This is a genomic window from Ancylobacter mangrovi, from assembly GCF_024752355.1.
Taxonomy (GTDB): Bacteria; Pseudomonadota; Alphaproteobacteria; order Rhizobiales; family Xanthobacteraceae; genus Ancylobacter; species Ancylobacter mangrovi.
This window is the reverse complement of record NZ_JANTHZ010000015.1, coordinates 62,451-75,825: the sequence shown is the minus strand read 5'-3', so window position 1 is coordinate 75,825 and position 13,375 is coordinate 62,451. Positions and strand designations below refer to the sequence as shown.

The following is a 13,375-nucleotide window of genomic DNA, read 5'->3' as shown; positions in this document are numbered from 1 at the left end:
GGGCCGCATCGTCGCGGGCGAGCTCGTGCGGCATGCTGCTGAACGGCACCTCCGCGACCTGAAGGACGGCCCGTCGCGCGGCCTGCACTGGCGTCCGGAGAAGGCGGCGCATGCCATCGGGTTCTACCCGGCGATGCTGACCATCACTGAGGGGACCAAGGTCGGGCAGCCGTTTCAGCTGCTCCCCTGGCACACCTTCGTGGCGGGCTCGCTGTTCGGATGGCGCAAGGACAGCGGTCGCATGCGGTTCCGCAGCGGGTGGCTGGAGACGGGAAAGGGACAGGCAAAAAGCCCCTTCATGGCGGCCACCGGCCTCTACATGAGCGGCTTCTGCGGCATCCACCGTGCTCGCGCCTTTGCGATCGGCCAGGATAAGAACACGGCGAACGTGCTGTTCAAGGACGCTGTCGCCATGTGCCGGGCACCGATCCCCGGCGGAGATGAAGACGACACGCTGGTCGCCAGCGGCCATGTCGTGGTGCGCGGGGAGGGGGATAACGCCTGGAAGCTGGAGTTCATCGAGAGCGAATCCATCTTCCAGTCGCTGGCGAACGGCGAGGCGATCTCGGGTCCGAAGCCGACCTTCGTCGGCGCGGACGAGATCCACGAGTTCAAGAACAACACGTCGATCGAACTGTGGAAGGCGGCGATCGCCAAGATGCCGGGCGACGCCTTCATGCTGCTCGGCACCAACACGCCCTCGTCGACGCAGATCGTCGGCACGGAATATTCGGAGTTCTACCAGAAGGTCGCACTCGGCGAGATCGACGACGACGAGGCCTTCGCCTTCGTCGCCCGCGTCGACAAGGCCGACCGGGAGACCGTGTTCGACAACGAGGACTGCTGGCCCAAGGCGCTTCCCGCGCTCGGCGTCACCTTCCCGATCGAGAACATCCGCGGCCAGGTGAAGACCGCCAAGTCGCTGCTCTCGACGGCGCTCTCGCTCAAGCGCCTCTATTTCGGGATTCCCATCGGCGCGACCGAGTTCTGGATCGCCGAGGAGGCATGGTCGGCGGTCCAGGGAAGGGTCGATGCCGACGAATTCCGGGGGTGTCCCTGCTGGCTGTCGCTCGACCTCTCGCAGAAGAACGACCTGACCGCGCTGACCGCGGTGTGGCTCAAGGACGGGAAGCTCTACGCCAAGACCTGGTACTGGACCACGAAAGACGGGCTCGAGGAGCGGGCGAAGGCCGATCAGGCCCCCTATGACCGCTGGGCGCTCGAGGGACATATCACCGCCGTGGACGGAGCGGTCATCGACAAGAGCTTCGTGGCGGCGAAGGTTGCCGAGATCTGCGCCTCGCACGAGGCGCGATGCCTCGCCTTCGATCCGGCAGGCATCGGGTCGTTCATGGAGGCCTGCGAGGACATCGGTTTGCCCGCCTGGCTTTATGAAGGGCCCGACACATATGCGGGCAACGGGCTGATGCTAGTACCGCACGGCCAGGGCACGCGGATCGTGTTCTACAAGCAGCTCGACGAGAACGGGAAGCCCATCGAGCGGCTCTGCATGCCGAGGTCAATCGAGCGGCTGGAGGACCAGATCCTCAAGAAGTCGATCGTTATCGACCACACACCCGTGACCTATGCCTGTGCCGCCAATGCGCACGTCATCGCCGACGGCATGAACAACCGGGCCTTCGACAAGAAGCGCTCGCGCGGGCGCATCGACGGAATGGTGACGATCGCCATGGCCACGGGCGCGGCCCTGGCGCAGCCGGTCGATACCGCCAAGTCCTTCTGGGACGTGGACGACTTCGTTTCGGACGAGACCGACAGGACACCGTGATGTGGCTTTTCTCTCTGTTCAAGAAGAGCCCGCCGCAGAACGTCGCGTTCTCGGAATCGTTCTGGCAGGATCTCGGTGTCGGGGGCGCCTCAAGTTCCGGCGAGCACGTCACCTGGAAGACCGCGCTGGAAGTGACCACCGCGCTTCGGTGCGGCCTGGTGATCGCGGACGGTGTGTCGACCGTGCCGTGCAAGCTTATGAGGAAGGATCCGGCGACGGGCCGGCGCGCACCGGCATTCGACCATCCGCTCTACGAACTCTTCGACTACGAGCCCAATGGATGGATGGACCCGCTGCAGTTCTTCGAGACGAAGACGCTGCACACCGTCTTCACCGGGAACTCTTACACCTTCCTCAATCGGGTTCGCGGCCGCATCGTCGAGATGATTCCGCTGGAGCCGGCCGGCGTGAGGGTCGAGCGAAAGGACGATTACAGCCTCGTCTACCACGTCAGTGCGATCGACGGCTCGGTCGAGGAATTCCCCCAGGCGGCGATGTGGCACCTGCGCGGCCCCTCGTGGAATTCCTGGACCGGGCTGGACATCACACGGCTGTCGCGCGAGGCGCTCGGCCTAGCGATGGCAACCCAGAACGCGCATGCGCAGCGCTTCGCGAACGGCCTGCAGACGACGGGCATCTATTCCGTCGAGGGGGAGCTCGTGCCCGATCAGTACAAGCGGTTGAAGGCGTGGATTGACCTCCACCATGTTGGGGCGCGCAATAGCGGCAAGCCGCTCATCCTCGACCGCAAGGCGGACTGGAAGCCGATCGACCTGAGCGGTGTCGACGCCCAGCATGTCGAGACGCGCAAGCTGCAGATCGAGGAGGTCTGCCGGGCCTACGGCGTGATGCCCATCATGGTGGGCTATTCGGACAAGGCGGCGACCTATGCGAGCGCGGAGCAGATGTTCCTCGCCCATGCGGTCCATACGGTGCGGCCCTGGCACCGGCGGTTCGAACGTTCGATGAAACGCTCCCTGCTCACCCGGGAAGAGGTGAAGGCGGGGTACTATTTCAAGTTCTTCGACACCGAGCTCCTGCGTGGCGCCGCCAAGGACCGGGCGGAGTACTACTGGAAGATGTTCCAGATGGGCATGTCGCCCAACGACATCTTCGCTCTCGAGGACCAAGACGGCTTCGAGGGTGGCGAGCGGCATTTCGTTCCCTCGACGATGACCACCGTTGAGAACGCGGCGATGCCACGCGGTATCGGCGACAATGGCGACCCTTCGCTGGAAAGCACGGTGGCCGACGATCCTTCCGCGGACGATGCTCCTGCAGCGGAGGATGATGGCGAGGCGCCGAAGGCTCCCAAGAGCCGCATGAATGCCGGCCTTGTGCTGTCGGCCGAGAACGAAGGCAGGATCCGCGGCGCCCGGGAAAATCTGGATGCCGTCCTCTCCAAGCTCGAAGAGCAGGCGGAATAGCACCATGGCCAAGCACATCGTGAACCTCGCCGGCCTGCGGTCGGTGCGGGCGGTCAATCGCGCGCCGGCCCGGCTCGGTCACGGATCGTTCCGGGTGAATGCCGCCGACGATGCCGCCGACATCTACATCTACGGCGACATCGGCGGCTGGTGGGGCGGCATCGAACCTCAGGAAATCGCCGAGGAGATCGCCGCCCTCGACGTCGCGACGCTCAACGTCCACGTCAACAGCCCCGGCGGCGTCGTGTTCGACGGCATCGCCATCTATAACGCGTTCGCTTCGCACGACGCCAATATCGTCATGCATGTCGAAGGCATCGCCGCCAGCATCGCGTCGGTCATCGTCATGGCCGGCGACGAGATCAGGGTGGGCGAATCCGCCAACATCATGATCCACAAGCCGTGGAGCTTCATGATCGGCGATGCCGACGAGATGCGCGCGGAAGCCGATGTCCTTGACGGGCTCGAGCAGGGCATCGTCGACATCTACCGTGCCCGCACGGAGAACGACGCCGACGCCCTGAAGGTGTGGATGAAGGCGGAGACCTGGTTCCGCGGTCAGCAGGCCGTCGACGATGGCTTCGCCGATTCCGTGACGCCCAATAAGACGAAGGAGAAGAAGGCCGCCCGATCGGCCCTTCTCGACATCTACCAGAACACTCCTTCCGACCTGCGGACCGCACCGGATCTGCCGGAGGTCCGTCAGTTCGAGCATCTCCTGCGCGATGCGGAGCAGATGCCGAGCAACCTCGCCAAGCGCGTCGCTGCCGCTGCGGCGAGGGTCTTCAAGTCCGCTCGCGACGAGCGGGAGGTCGCACCTCGCGACGAGGTCGACAGCGCAGCCGTTGCAGAGCTCACGCGTCGATTCGAACGCGCGGCTCATCTCTTCAAATCCTGATCGACCGGAGAAAGATATGACCAATTACCGCGTCTTCGCGGCGGTCTGCGCTTGCGCGTTCATCGCCGCCCTGGCCCTCGTGGCCGTTCCCGAACTCGGCGTGGCGGTAGCTGCCGCCACCCATCACCTCGGTCCCGCGCCGATGGTCATCGCCGCCGCTGCGGCCGCGCCTTCGCTCGATACGCTCCAGAAGTCGGTCGACGACTTCATGGCCGGGTTCGAGGAGTTCAAGAAGACCAACGACGAAAACCTGAAGAAGCGCGACGGCGTGCTCGACGACAAGCTCAACCGTCTCAACGAGCACATGGACAAGTGGGAGCCGCTCAACCAGGCGCTCACCAAGGTGCAGGACGGCCAGAAGTCGATGCAGGAACAGCTCGACCAGGTCGAGAAGGCCCTCAACCGCCCGCGCAAGCCCGGCGACGGCATGGAGGCCGATACCGAGTACAACGACGCCTTCGACCACTGCCTGCGTCGCGCGCCCGATCGCCGGGACACTGCCAAGGTCGCGCTGATCAACGAACGGCGCAACACGCTGGTCAAGGGCGACGATGCCGGCGCCGGCTATCTGCTGGCTCCGCCGGACGTCAACCGGGACATCATCAAGGACATCATCGAGATGTCGCCGATGCGTTCGCTGGCGACGGTGCGCATCATCGGCGGTCCTTCGCTGAAGCAGCCGAAGCGAACGACGGCAGCCGGCGCGGCGACGCGCGTCGGCGAGGTCCAGCCGCGGCCCAATACCGGCGACCCGGCTTACGGCATGCTCGAATTCCAGGCGCCGGAGATGTTCGCCCGTGCCGAAATCTCGCTGCAGATGCTGGAAGACGCGGATTACGATCTGGTCGGTGAGCTGCGCTCGGAGTTCGTGGACCAGTTCATGGTCCGCGAGAATGCGGAGTATGTGGGAGGGCCGGGCGGTGCCAACCAAGCGCAGGGCTTCCTCCACGCATCGGCCGGCGTCGCGTCGGTGGCGACCGGGCAGGCCGACGGGCTCACCGGCGATGGCATCATCAACCTGTGGTCGTCGCTGAAGACCGGCTATGCCTCTCGCGCCGTCTTCACCCTGAACCGCAAGACCATCGGCGCGATTCGCAAGCTCAAGGACGGCAACGGCCAGTATCTGTGGCTGCCCGGGATCGCCGGCAGCGTGCCGAACACGATCCTCGGCGCCAACTACGTCGAGTTCCCGGACATGCCCGATATCGCGGCCGGAACCTTCCCGATCGCCTATGGCGACTTCCGGCGCGCCTACATCATCGTCGATCGCGTCGCCATCGCGTTCCAGCCCGACTACGTCACCGGCGCGGACAACGGCGTGGTCGTGTTCCGCTGCCGCAAACGGGTGGGCGGCGGCGTTCGCCAGGCGGACGCGCTCAAGAAGCTGGTGGTCTCGGCCGGATAGCCGCGCGGAACGGGGCGGGCCACGGCCCGCCTTCTTCTCCCTTCCCAATTCGGAGCAAGACGATGAACCTCCTGCAGAACGTCAAGGTCACCCGCGTGGCCAACGCCGCCGTCGCGGCGCAGAGCGACGTCAACGGCAGCATCCTCGACATGGCCGGCTATGACGGCGTGATGTTCGTGGCGCTGCTCGGCGACGTCACCACCGGCTCGGTGCTGGCTCTCAAGGCCGAGCAGAACACCGCCAACGCCGCCGGCGGCATGGCCGAACTGGACGGCGCGGCCAGCTTCACGGCGGGCGCCAGCGACGCCGATAGCGCCGTTCTCCTGCTCGACGTCCACAAGCCGCGCGAACAGTACGTGCGGGCGGTGCTCGAGCGCGGGACGGCGAATGCCGTCGTCGACGGCATCCTCGCGATCCAGTACGGCGCGATGTCGCGGCCCACCGTCCATGCCGCCGGCGTCATCGCCGGAGCGCTGCTCAACGATCCGAACGAGGCATGACCGGCGGCGGGGCAAACCCGCCGTTCCATCCCAGCACAGGAAAGGACAGGGCCATGTCGGACTATGCCGGCAAGGTGTACCGGAAACAGGGCGGCGATGAGCTCGTCGTTGCCTCCGGTGGCGTCATCACCGTCGAGGAAGGCGGTGCGATCATTGTGGGTGGCGCCGACGTGACGGCGGCGGTGGTCACCGTCGCCTCTCTGCCCACCACCGATCCCGAAGACGGCTTATCGATCTGGAACGACGCCGGCTCGCTCAAGCTGGCCAGCGCGGGAGGCTGACATGCACGTCGTCAGCAAGCCCTTCCCGTGGTCGCCTGATGGTGTCCACATCGAGCAGCTCCAGGTGGGAGCCGAACGCGATTTCGGCGAACTCGCGCCGGGGCTCGTCGGTGCCGGCTATATCACCGCGCCGGGCCTCCCGCCGGGGTCGGGTAATCCGGCCGCCGCCGCGGACCTGCGGTCCCCGCCGTCGACGTCGAACGCGTCCGGGGCGCAGGACGCTCCCGTGGAGATCCCCGAAAACTGGCATGAGCTCCATCATGCCACCAAGAAGAAGCTCGCCCGCGAAATCAGCGGGCAGGAGCCCGCCGACACCGCGGCAGCCGAAGCCGTCATCGAGGCGGAGATAGCCCGCCGGACCGAACAGCCGGGTTCGTGATGCTTACCATCGTGACGCCGGCGGACGACCGCAATCTGCTGTCGATCGAGCAATTGCGGGTGGCCGCCGGCTTCGCATCAAGCGATGCGAGTCACGACATGGATCTGGCCAGGATTGGCCTCGGCGTGTCGGATCGTATCGCCCGCGAATGCGGCATCGCCGGCGATGGCGTGCGCCCGCCCACGTTGAAGCGGGAGACGGTCGAACAGACTTTCCGCCTGTCGTGCCCCGTATCGCTGCTCCTGCTCGCGCGCCGCTTCGTGTCAGGCGTGACCTCTGTCAGCATCGACGGTGAGGCGGCAGCGACCTCCGACTATGAACTCGACGCCAGTGCCGGGATGCTGCGCCGGCTCCGAGAATCCCGGCCTGCCATGTGGCAGCCGGCGACCGTCGTCATCACCTATGCAGCCGGCTTCGACGACGTCCCGGGCGACTTGGTGCTGGCTGCTTCCGTCGCAGTGCAGGAACAGTGGTCGGCGACGCAGCGCGATCCGCTGCTTAAGCGCGATCGAGTGGATGGAATCGGCGAACAGGAATTCTGGGTCGGCGGGATCGGTGGCGCCGTACCGGGCGCCTTTTCCTCCACCGTCCAGGCGTTGCTCGAACCGTTCCGCACCATGTGGGTCTCATGACGCCGAGCTCAGCTATCACCGCCCTCGACCGGCAACTTCGCAAGCACGGCCATGATGCCTTGCTGCGCAGGCAGGCCTGGGCGGGAACCGTCCGGACATCGGCCGATCTGCCAGTCCGTGTCTGCCTTCGGGGCTATCGGCCGGATGAGCTGACGGGTGGAATCGTCCAAGGCGACAGCGAGATCGTCATCTCTCCGACCGAGCTGGGCGCATCGGCCTGGCCGGACGGCGCCGGCGAACTGCCGCGCCAGGGTGATGTCATAATCTCCGGAAGCCGGTCGCTGGCCGTCATCGCCGTCGATCCGCGCTACATCGGGGGCGATCTGGTGCGGATCAACCTGCAGGTCCGCGGCTGATGGCGCGGGTCTCGACCCGGGTCGAGCCGATCGACCGGAACATCGTGCTGGCCATTCGCAAGGGCGAGGATCCGGCCCAACGCGGCGCCAGGCTCGCCGCCTTCGCCCGGCAGGCGCTTGCGGAGGCGCAGGAGATCAACCGTCAGGCGACGGGCGCCGTGCCGCCGCACGAAACCTTCGTCGACGGACGCCAAGGCGCGCCGCTCGAGAGTGTGAAGCCGGATGGCGTCATTGTCTTCGAGTTCGACCTGCTGGGCGATCTGTTCGAATGGGTCGGCGAGATGCTGGTGAAACACTCGCCGGTGCGCACGGGGCGCTATTCCGACAGCCATCTCTTTTTCGCCGACGGGGTGCAGGTCGATCCCGGCGCAGCGCTGCCGTCGGCGGAGGAATACGTCTTCATCAATGTCCAGCCCTATGCCCGCAAGATCGAGCGCGGACTGTCGCCGCAGGCGCCCGAAGGCGTCTATGAGGCCGTCGCCGCCATGGCTCGCGCGCGCTTCGGCAATCTCGCCCATATCCGCTTTTCCTACCGGTCTTTCCAGGAGGGCGGCATCGTCGCCTACATCCCGGTCGGCGCGCCGGCGACGCGCGACCGTCGCGGCCGGTTTGTCTCGGGTGCCGGCGTTTCCGAGGCTCGGAACCGCGAGCACGCGACGCGCCAGCCCGCCGTCGTGATCCAGATGAGGTGAGCGATGGCGTCGGCTAGCGTTTTCAGCGCCGTGCAGGCGCGCCTCGAGGTCAACTGGAGCCGGTCGCCTGTCGTCGATCTCAACGATGTCTCCGAGGCACAGGACCCGCCGTGGGTGACGTTCCAGTTCCCGGTCAGCAACGAGGAACAGATCACCATCGGGGCGCCTGGACAGAACGTGTTCCGGGAGAGCGGCGTCCTCCGCCTCGTGCTGGCGATTCCGCGCGGTTCGCGCATCGCGCCGTGGCTGGAATGGATGGACGACCTGCGCGCCCTGTTCCGCTCAAGGCAGTTCGACGGCGTGCGCACCTATGGCGCTTCGCCGGCCGTGCTCGACGATCGCAATGACGACGGCAAGTTCTGGCTGCTGAGCGCGGCCGTGCTCTACGACGCCGACATCCACGCCTGATCCCACTCACCTCTGGAGACACGCCATGTCCTTCGCCGCATCGAGCGGGGCGCGCATCGCCTATGTCGCCGAAGCCACCTTCGGCACCACGCCGGCGACGCCGGCCTTCAAGGTCTTCCGCACGACCGGGGGCGGTCCGCGCACCAGCAAGACCACCATCACGTCGGACGAGATCCGCGCCGACCGCAACGTTCCCGACGAGAGCATGGTCGGGATGGACGTCGCCGGCGCCTACCCCTTCGAATTCTCCTACGGGACGTTCGACGACATGCTCGATGGGGCGCTGATGGGCGCCTGGGCGAGCGACGTGCTGAAGAACGGCGTTACGCCGAAGAGCTTCACCTTCGAGGAGACGCTGGAGCTCGGCGCCACCGACAGCTTCTCCCGCTTCTCGGGCTGCATGGTGAACACCTTCTCGCTGTCCGTGTCGGCGCGGGAGAAGGTGACGGGCTCCATCGGCCTGATGGGCCAGAAGGAAGAGCTCGACACGGCCGTGATCGAGGATGCGACCTACACGGCGGCCAATGCCGAGCCGATCCTCAGCGCCTCCGGCAACATCGCCTCGCTCGCCGTCGCCTCTCTCGATCCGGCGCCGAAGCTGCGCTCGGTCTCGTTCGAGGTGAACAACGATCTGCGGACCCGGCCGGTGGTCGGCTCGCTCTATTCCGAGGAGTTCGGGCTCGGGCGCTGCAACGTCACCGGCACGCTGAACGCCTATTTCGGCTCGAATGCGCTCTACCAGGCCGTGCTCGACCATGGCGGCGGCGCGCTCAGCTTCACGATCGGGAAGGATGCCGGCAAGAAGTACACCTTCCTGTTCCCGAAGATCGTGTTCCTGAACGGCGAGCGGCAGGTCGGCGGCAATAGCGACGACGTGATGGTCAACATCCCGTTCCGCGCCGTCTACGACGCGGCGGAGGCTTGTTCGATCAAGATCACCCGGGCGGTGGCGTGACGACAATCGGTCATAAGCCCGTACGTTCGGGCGGCAGGAAGGAAGCACCACATGAAGCTCTCCCGGATCCGCAAGGGCGTGCGCAACGTGACGGAAGGAGGGTGGGTCGACCGCATCCCGATCGACGCGCTCGAAGGCGTCGCCTTCCGGGTGCGTGGCGCCCGCAATCCCGACGCGATCAAGCTGCGCGCCGATCTGATCGCGGCGCTGGACGAGGAGCAGCGCACGGCGCTGCCGGCGGACACGGTCGAGGCGATCGCGACCGAAGTCATGGCGCGGGCGGTCCTTCTCGACTGGAACCTCACCGACGAAGCGGATGCGCTGATCCCGTTCACCCCGGAGGCCGCGCTCGATCTGCTCACCGATCCTGAGATCGGCGAGACGATGCGCGAGGGTGTCGCCTATGCCGCCGCGGTTGTCGCGGCGCAGGGGCGCGATGCCCTGGAGACCGACGCAAAAAACTGACCGACGCCCTGCTCTGGCAGATGGAGTGGGGCGACAAGATCGAGTGGCTCCAGGACCTGGCCGAGGAAGGCGAGGCCATCCCGGCGCTTGGTAACCAGCCGACCATACCGGCGCATCTGGAATTCGCGTGGAGCGCCTTCTGGGCGTTGAAGAACGACCGGCCGCTCGGCTTCGCCATGATCGGCCGCATATCCTTCTCCGCGATCGATCGCTTCGCCCGTCGCTATGACGTTCATGGCGACGCCTTCGAGAGGCTCCGCGTCCTGATCGCCGCGATGGACGCGGCATTCGTCGAGAAGGTGATGGCGCGGCCGAAATAGCGCCAGCGCATCCTGCAGGGGAATTTCATGGCATCGGTCGAACAGATCCGGCGCGTGGTCACGCAGTATGACAGCCGCGGCGCCGAGAAGTCGGTTGCCGACCTCGACGCGGTGGCGGCGGCGCAGGGTAAGGTCGCCGCCACCGGCCAGACGGTGGCGACGGTCACCGACACGGTGACGCGGCGCCAGCTCTCGGCTGTGAATGCCTATGATCGCCTGCGGCGCTCGATCGACGAGGAGTACCGCGCGCAGCAGAACCTCGCGCGCGGCCAGGCGACGCTGGATCGGGCGATGCAGCAAGGCATCATCACGGCGGAGGAATACAGCCGGGCCCTTGCACTGCTGAAGGCCAAGCAGGGCCCGCCGGGCGCGAACGATAACTTCCAGCTGGCCTCGCATGAGCTCACAAACCTGAAGTTTCAGCTCAACGATGTCGCGACGATGCTCGCATCGGGCGCCTCGCCATTCCAGGTCATCGCCACTCAGGGCGGGCAGCTCAGCCAGATCCTCGGCGACAAGGGCGTCAAGGGCGCCGTGATGGGCATCGGCCAGGCGGTCCTGTCGATGGCGACGCCCGTCAACCTGGCTCTTCTCGGTATCGTGGGGGCGGGGCTGGCGGCGGAGGCCGCGTGGTCGGCATTCGGCTCGTCGACGAAGTCACTGAGCGACGACCTGAAAGAGCAGGAACGCCTGCTGAAGCTGGTGAAGGACGCCTATGACGAGGTGTCGGGCGCCGCCACCAAATGGAACAATGCCAGCCGCTCCGCGACGGTGGTCGAGACCACGCAGGCGCTCGCCGACATGCGCGCGCAGGTCAACGATCTTTCCGGCGACTTCCTCCGGGACGTCGGCACGTATGCGGGGCGAGGCGCGCAGCGCCGGTTCACCGTCGGCGGCGACTACGAAGCCTTCGCCGGCCCCATAAACGACTTCCTGGCTTCGGTGAAGGCCGGCGCACCCGACGTCGACCGGCTCGTCGACAGCATCGGCCAGATCGGCGAGACCTCGCCGCAGGTCGCCAAGACGGCCTCGGAACTGCTCGGCATCATCCGCAACGCGGACGATGCGGACAACAGCCTGTCGGCCGCGGCCGGCGGCGCCAAGATGCTCGAGGCGCAGCTTGCCGTGCTCGCCGGCACCGCGACCGATGCGCAGAAGCAGCTGGTGGGCGTCGCCGATGCCGCAAGCGACATCGCTTCAGCGACCAAGGCGCTCGAAGGACTGCGGCGCGACTATTCCCGCATCGGCGACCCCCGGGCTGAGTTCATCGGCCGCTATACCGACAACCTGGGGCAAGGGGTGCCGCAGGACCTGCGCAAGCAGATCGAGGAGCAGGCGGCCAAGAACTACGCCGCGGAGCAGGCTCGCGCAGCGGCCGACAAGGCGGCAAGCGCGCGAGCCCGTGATGCGGCGCGGGCGCAGCGGGACACGTTGCGCGACGCCGAGCGCTACTATGAGCAGACCCGCACCGCGGCGGAGCGCTATGCGGCGGAGATCGCCAAGCTGAACGATCTGCTGGCGCAGGGGGCGATCAATCAGGACACGTATACGCGCAACGCCTCGAAGGCCGCCGAGGCGCTGGCGGATGCCGAGAAGCAGGACCTGATGGACCGGCTGGGGAAATCGTCTGACCCGCTGAGCGGCCTGCAGCTCGGAACGATGCGTTACTTCGATTCCCTCGGCACGGAGGCCGAGCGCACGGCCGACCTGGTGCAGGGGGTGTTCGGTTCGCTCGAGGACGCGTTCGCCGACTTCGCCAGCACGGGCAAGCTGGACTTCAAGAGCCTCGTCGACAGCATGATCTCGGATCTGGCGCGCTATGCAGCGCGGCAGGCCATGGTCGGGCTGTTCGGTGGCGGGAATGGCGGCGGTCTCTTCGGCCTACTCCCCGGCTTCGACACGGGCGGCTATACGGGCGCCGGCGGCCGGAACGAGCCGGCGGGCGTCGTTCACAGGGGCGAATTCGTCTTCTCCCAGGCAGCCGTCCGTCAAGCGGGCGTCGGCCATCTCGACATGCTGCATCGCAGCCTGAAGAAGGGATATGCGGAGGGGGGCTACGCGGAACGGCAGGAGATAGGTGCCACGGCGCGCCAGTTTTCCGCGCCGGGAGGCGTTCATGCTGCGGGTTCCTCCACGGGGAACACCTTCGCCCCCGTTTACAACATCGACGCGCGCGGCTCGCAGATGAGCGAGCAGCAGTTCCGTCGGATCCTCGACGAAAACAACCGGAAGGTCGTCACGCAGGTGCGTGGCAACGTTTCGGGCTGGGTTTCCGAGGATCGCCTCCGCGCACCAGCTCAGAGCGGGCTCGGCTGACCTGTGTCGATGGTAGAGCACGAGTAGGAGATTTCGTGGACGGGCTCGTCCATCTCACGGATCGAGATGATTTCGCATTGCCTTCCGGATGATCGCAAATATCCGGATGCCGCTTCGCGGAATGCATCCTCTGTCGGGATAAGATCTACGGCCCCAAAGGTGTATCCGCGGACAACTCCGGCTGATGCTATGTCCTGTTCAGAAGGCAATATCATCAGCTTTCCAACAGAGGTGTTATCGAAGATGATGTACGCCTTAGAAACATCTGCGATCTTTCCACTTGGAAGCTCACGGACAGCAGGCAATCCATCATTTGGCGGCACCTTATATACTGTACGCGGAATGTCCTTATAGGTGTCTGCGACATACTTGATATTCGGAGTGCATGCTGTGATCAAAGTCACGGCCGCGACGACCGTTAGCGCCTTAAGTGTCATTGTCGCCTCCCTCAAGTCGCAACGGTAACAGCGTTGCCGAAAGTGTCGATGGCCGACGCCTCCGACTGAATAATCATCGCATCATTGGCGCCGCCGGGCCTTTGGCACGGCCCTA

General features: G+C 66.0%; 16 protein-coding genes. 15 read left to right on the top strand and 1 reads right to left on the bottom strand.

Annotation, left to right across the window (positions count from 1 at the left end):
• The first annotated feature begins 25 nt into the window (after window positions 1-25).
• The 15 genes from NVS89_RS22550 (at window position 26) to NVS89_RS22480 (ending at window position 12,823) form a co-directional block, all read left to right on the top strand.
• Window positions 26-1,789, top strand: a complete 1,764-nt coding sequence (locus NVS89_RS22550; protein WP_258735031.1) for a terminase large subunit — start codon at window positions 26-28, stop codon at window positions 1,787-1,789.
• On the top strand, window positions 1,789-3,216 hold the full coding sequence (locus NVS89_RS22545) for a phage portal protein (RefSeq protein WP_258735030.1): 1,428 nt from the start codon (window positions 1,789-1,791) through the stop codon (window positions 3,214-3,216). The genes NVS89_RS22550 and NVS89_RS22545 overlap by 1 nt, the downstream gene beginning before the upstream one ends.
• A gap of 4 nt (window positions 3,217-3,220) precedes the next feature.
• A complete protein-coding gene (locus tag NVS89_RS22540) occupies window positions 3,221-4,114 on the top strand; it encodes a head maturation protease, ClpP-related (RefSeq protein ID WP_258735029.1) in 894 nt (297 codons plus the stop codon).
• Between the two features lie 16 nt (window positions 4,115-4,130).
• Entirely contained in the window at window positions 4,131-5,519 is a 1,389-nt protein-coding gene (locus NVS89_RS22535) for a phage major capsid protein (protein ID WP_258735028.1), read from the top strand.
• A 62-nt stretch (window positions 5,520-5,581) separates the two neighbouring features.
• Complete coding sequence (locus NVS89_RS22530) at window positions 5,582-6,019, top strand: hypothetical protein (RefSeq protein ID WP_258735027.1); 438 nt, start codon at window positions 5,582-5,584, stop codon at window positions 6,017-6,019.
• Between the two features lie 53 nt (window positions 6,020-6,072).
• Window positions 6,073-6,300, top strand: a complete 228-nt coding sequence (locus NVS89_RS22525; protein ID WP_258735026.1) for a hypothetical protein — start codon at window positions 6,073-6,075, stop codon at window positions 6,298-6,300.
• Between the two features lies 1 nt (window position 6,301).
• Window positions 6,302-6,679, top strand: coding sequence for a hypothetical protein (locus NVS89_RS22520; protein ID WP_258735025.1), 378 nt, complete (start codon window positions 6,302-6,304; stop codon window positions 6,677-6,679).
• Window positions 6,676-7,311 carry a hypothetical protein gene (locus tag NVS89_RS22515; protein WP_258735024.1) on the top strand — a complete coding sequence of 212 codons (636 nt, stop codon included), beginning with the start codon at window positions 6,676-6,678 and terminating at the stop codon, window positions 7,309-7,311. Before NVS89_RS22520 ends, NVS89_RS22515 begins: the two co-directional genes overlap by 4 nt.
• Entirely contained in the window at window positions 7,308-7,667 is a 360-nt protein-coding gene (locus NVS89_RS22510) for a hypothetical protein (protein WP_258735023.1), read from the top strand. Before NVS89_RS22515 ends, NVS89_RS22510 begins: the two co-directional genes overlap by 4 nt.
• Window positions 7,667-8,359 (top strand): hypothetical protein, encoded by a 693-nt coding sequence (locus tag NVS89_RS22505; RefSeq protein ID WP_258735022.1) that lies wholly within the window; start codon window positions 7,667-7,669, stop codon window positions 8,357-8,359. The genes NVS89_RS22510 and NVS89_RS22505 overlap by 1 nt, the downstream gene beginning before the upstream one ends.
• 3 nt (window positions 8,360-8,362) lie before the next feature.
• A complete protein-coding gene (locus NVS89_RS22500; RefSeq protein WP_258735020.1) occupies window positions 8,363-8,767 on the top strand; it encodes a hypothetical protein in 405 nt (134 codons plus the stop codon).
• A 25-nt stretch (window positions 8,768-8,792) separates the two neighbouring features.
• The gene (locus NVS89_RS22495) at window positions 8,793-9,722 is read left to right on the top strand and encodes a phage tail tube protein (RefSeq protein ID WP_258735019.1); all 930 of its coding nucleotides are present in this window, start codon (window positions 8,793-8,795) and stop codon (window positions 9,720-9,722) included.
• 51 nt (window positions 9,723-9,773) lie between these two features.
• The gene (locus NVS89_RS22490; RefSeq protein ID WP_258735018.1) at window positions 9,774-10,187 is read left to right on the top strand and encodes a phage-derived protein YdaY family protein; all 414 of its coding nucleotides are present in this window, start codon (window positions 9,774-9,776) and stop codon (window positions 10,185-10,187) included.
• A 20-nt stretch (window positions 10,188-10,207) separates the two neighbouring features.
• Window positions 10,208-10,507 carry a phage tail assembly chaperone gene (locus NVS89_RS22485; RefSeq protein ID WP_258735017.1) on the top strand — a complete coding sequence of 100 codons (300 nt, stop codon included), beginning with the start codon at window positions 10,208-10,210 and terminating at the stop codon, window positions 10,505-10,507.
• A gap of 27 nt (window positions 10,508-10,534) precedes the next feature.
• Window positions 10,535-12,823 carry a phage tail tape measure C-terminal domain-containing protein gene (locus tag NVS89_RS22480; protein ID WP_258735016.1) on the top strand — a complete coding sequence of 763 codons (2,289 nt, stop codon included), beginning with the start codon at window positions 10,535-10,537 and terminating at the stop codon, window positions 12,821-12,823.
• Here the strand turns inward: NVS89_RS22480 and NVS89_RS22475 are convergent.
• A complete protein-coding gene (locus NVS89_RS22475) occupies window positions 12,805-13,260 on the bottom strand; it encodes a hypothetical protein (protein ID WP_258735015.1) in 456 nt (151 codons plus the stop codon). The two genes, NVS89_RS22480 and NVS89_RS22475, sit on opposite strands and share 19 nt — an antisense overlap.
• Between the last annotated feature and the right edge of the window lie 115 nt (window positions 13,261-13,375).

Bases quoted from the DNA above. Each gene is read 5' to 3' on its own strand.
- NVS89_RS22480 (WP_258735016.1), top strand. From the start codon at position 10,535: ATGGCATCGGTCGAACAGATCCGGCGCGTGGTCACGCAGTATGACAGC.
- NVS89_RS22535 (WP_258735028.1), top strand. From the start codon at position 4,131: ATGACCAATTACCGCGTCTTCGCGGCGGTCTGCGCTTGCGCGTTCATC.
- NVS89_RS22520 (WP_258735025.1), top strand. From the start codon at position 6,302: ATGCACGTCGTCAGCAAGCCCTTCCCGTGGTCGCCTGATGGTGTCCAC.
- NVS89_RS22530 (WP_258735027.1), top strand. From the start codon at position 5,582: ATGAACCTCCTGCAGAACGTCAAGGTCACCCGCGTGGCCAACGCCGCC.
- NVS89_RS22485 (WP_258735017.1), top strand. From the start codon at position 10,208: ATGGAGTGGGGCGACAAGATCGAGTGGCTCCAGGACCTGGCCGAGGAA.
- NVS89_RS22545 (WP_258735030.1), top strand. From the start codon at position 1,789: ATGTGGCTTTTCTCTCTGTTCAAGAAGAGCCCGCCGCAGAACGTCGCG.
- NVS89_RS22495 (WP_258735019.1), top strand. From the start codon at position 8,793: ATGTCCTTCGCCGCATCGAGCGGGGCGCGCATCGCCTATGTCGCCGAA.
- NVS89_RS22510 (WP_258735023.1), top strand. From the start codon at position 7,308: ATGACGCCGAGCTCAGCTATCACCGCCCTCGACCGGCAACTTCGCAAG.
- NVS89_RS22475 (WP_258735015.1), bottom strand. From the start codon at position 13,260: ATGACACTTAAGGCGCTAACGGTCGTCGCGGCCGTGACTTTGATCACA.
- NVS89_RS22490 (WP_258735018.1), top strand. From the start codon at position 9,774: ATGAAGCTCTCCCGGATCCGCAAGGGCGTGCGCAACGTGACGGAAGGA.
- NVS89_RS22540 (WP_258735029.1), top strand. From the start codon at position 3,221: ATGGCCAAGCACATCGTGAACCTCGCCGGCCTGCGGTCGGTGCGGGCG.
- NVS89_RS22505 (WP_258735022.1), top strand. From the start codon at position 7,667: ATGGCGCGGGTCTCGACCCGGGTCGAGCCGATCGACCGGAACATCGTG.
- NVS89_RS22525 (WP_258735026.1), top strand. From the start codon at position 6,073: ATGTCGGACTATGCCGGCAAGGTGTACCGGAAACAGGGCGGCGATGAG.
- NVS89_RS22500 (WP_258735020.1), top strand. From the start codon at position 8,363: ATGGCGTCGGCTAGCGTTTTCAGCGCCGTGCAGGCGCGCCTCGAGGTC.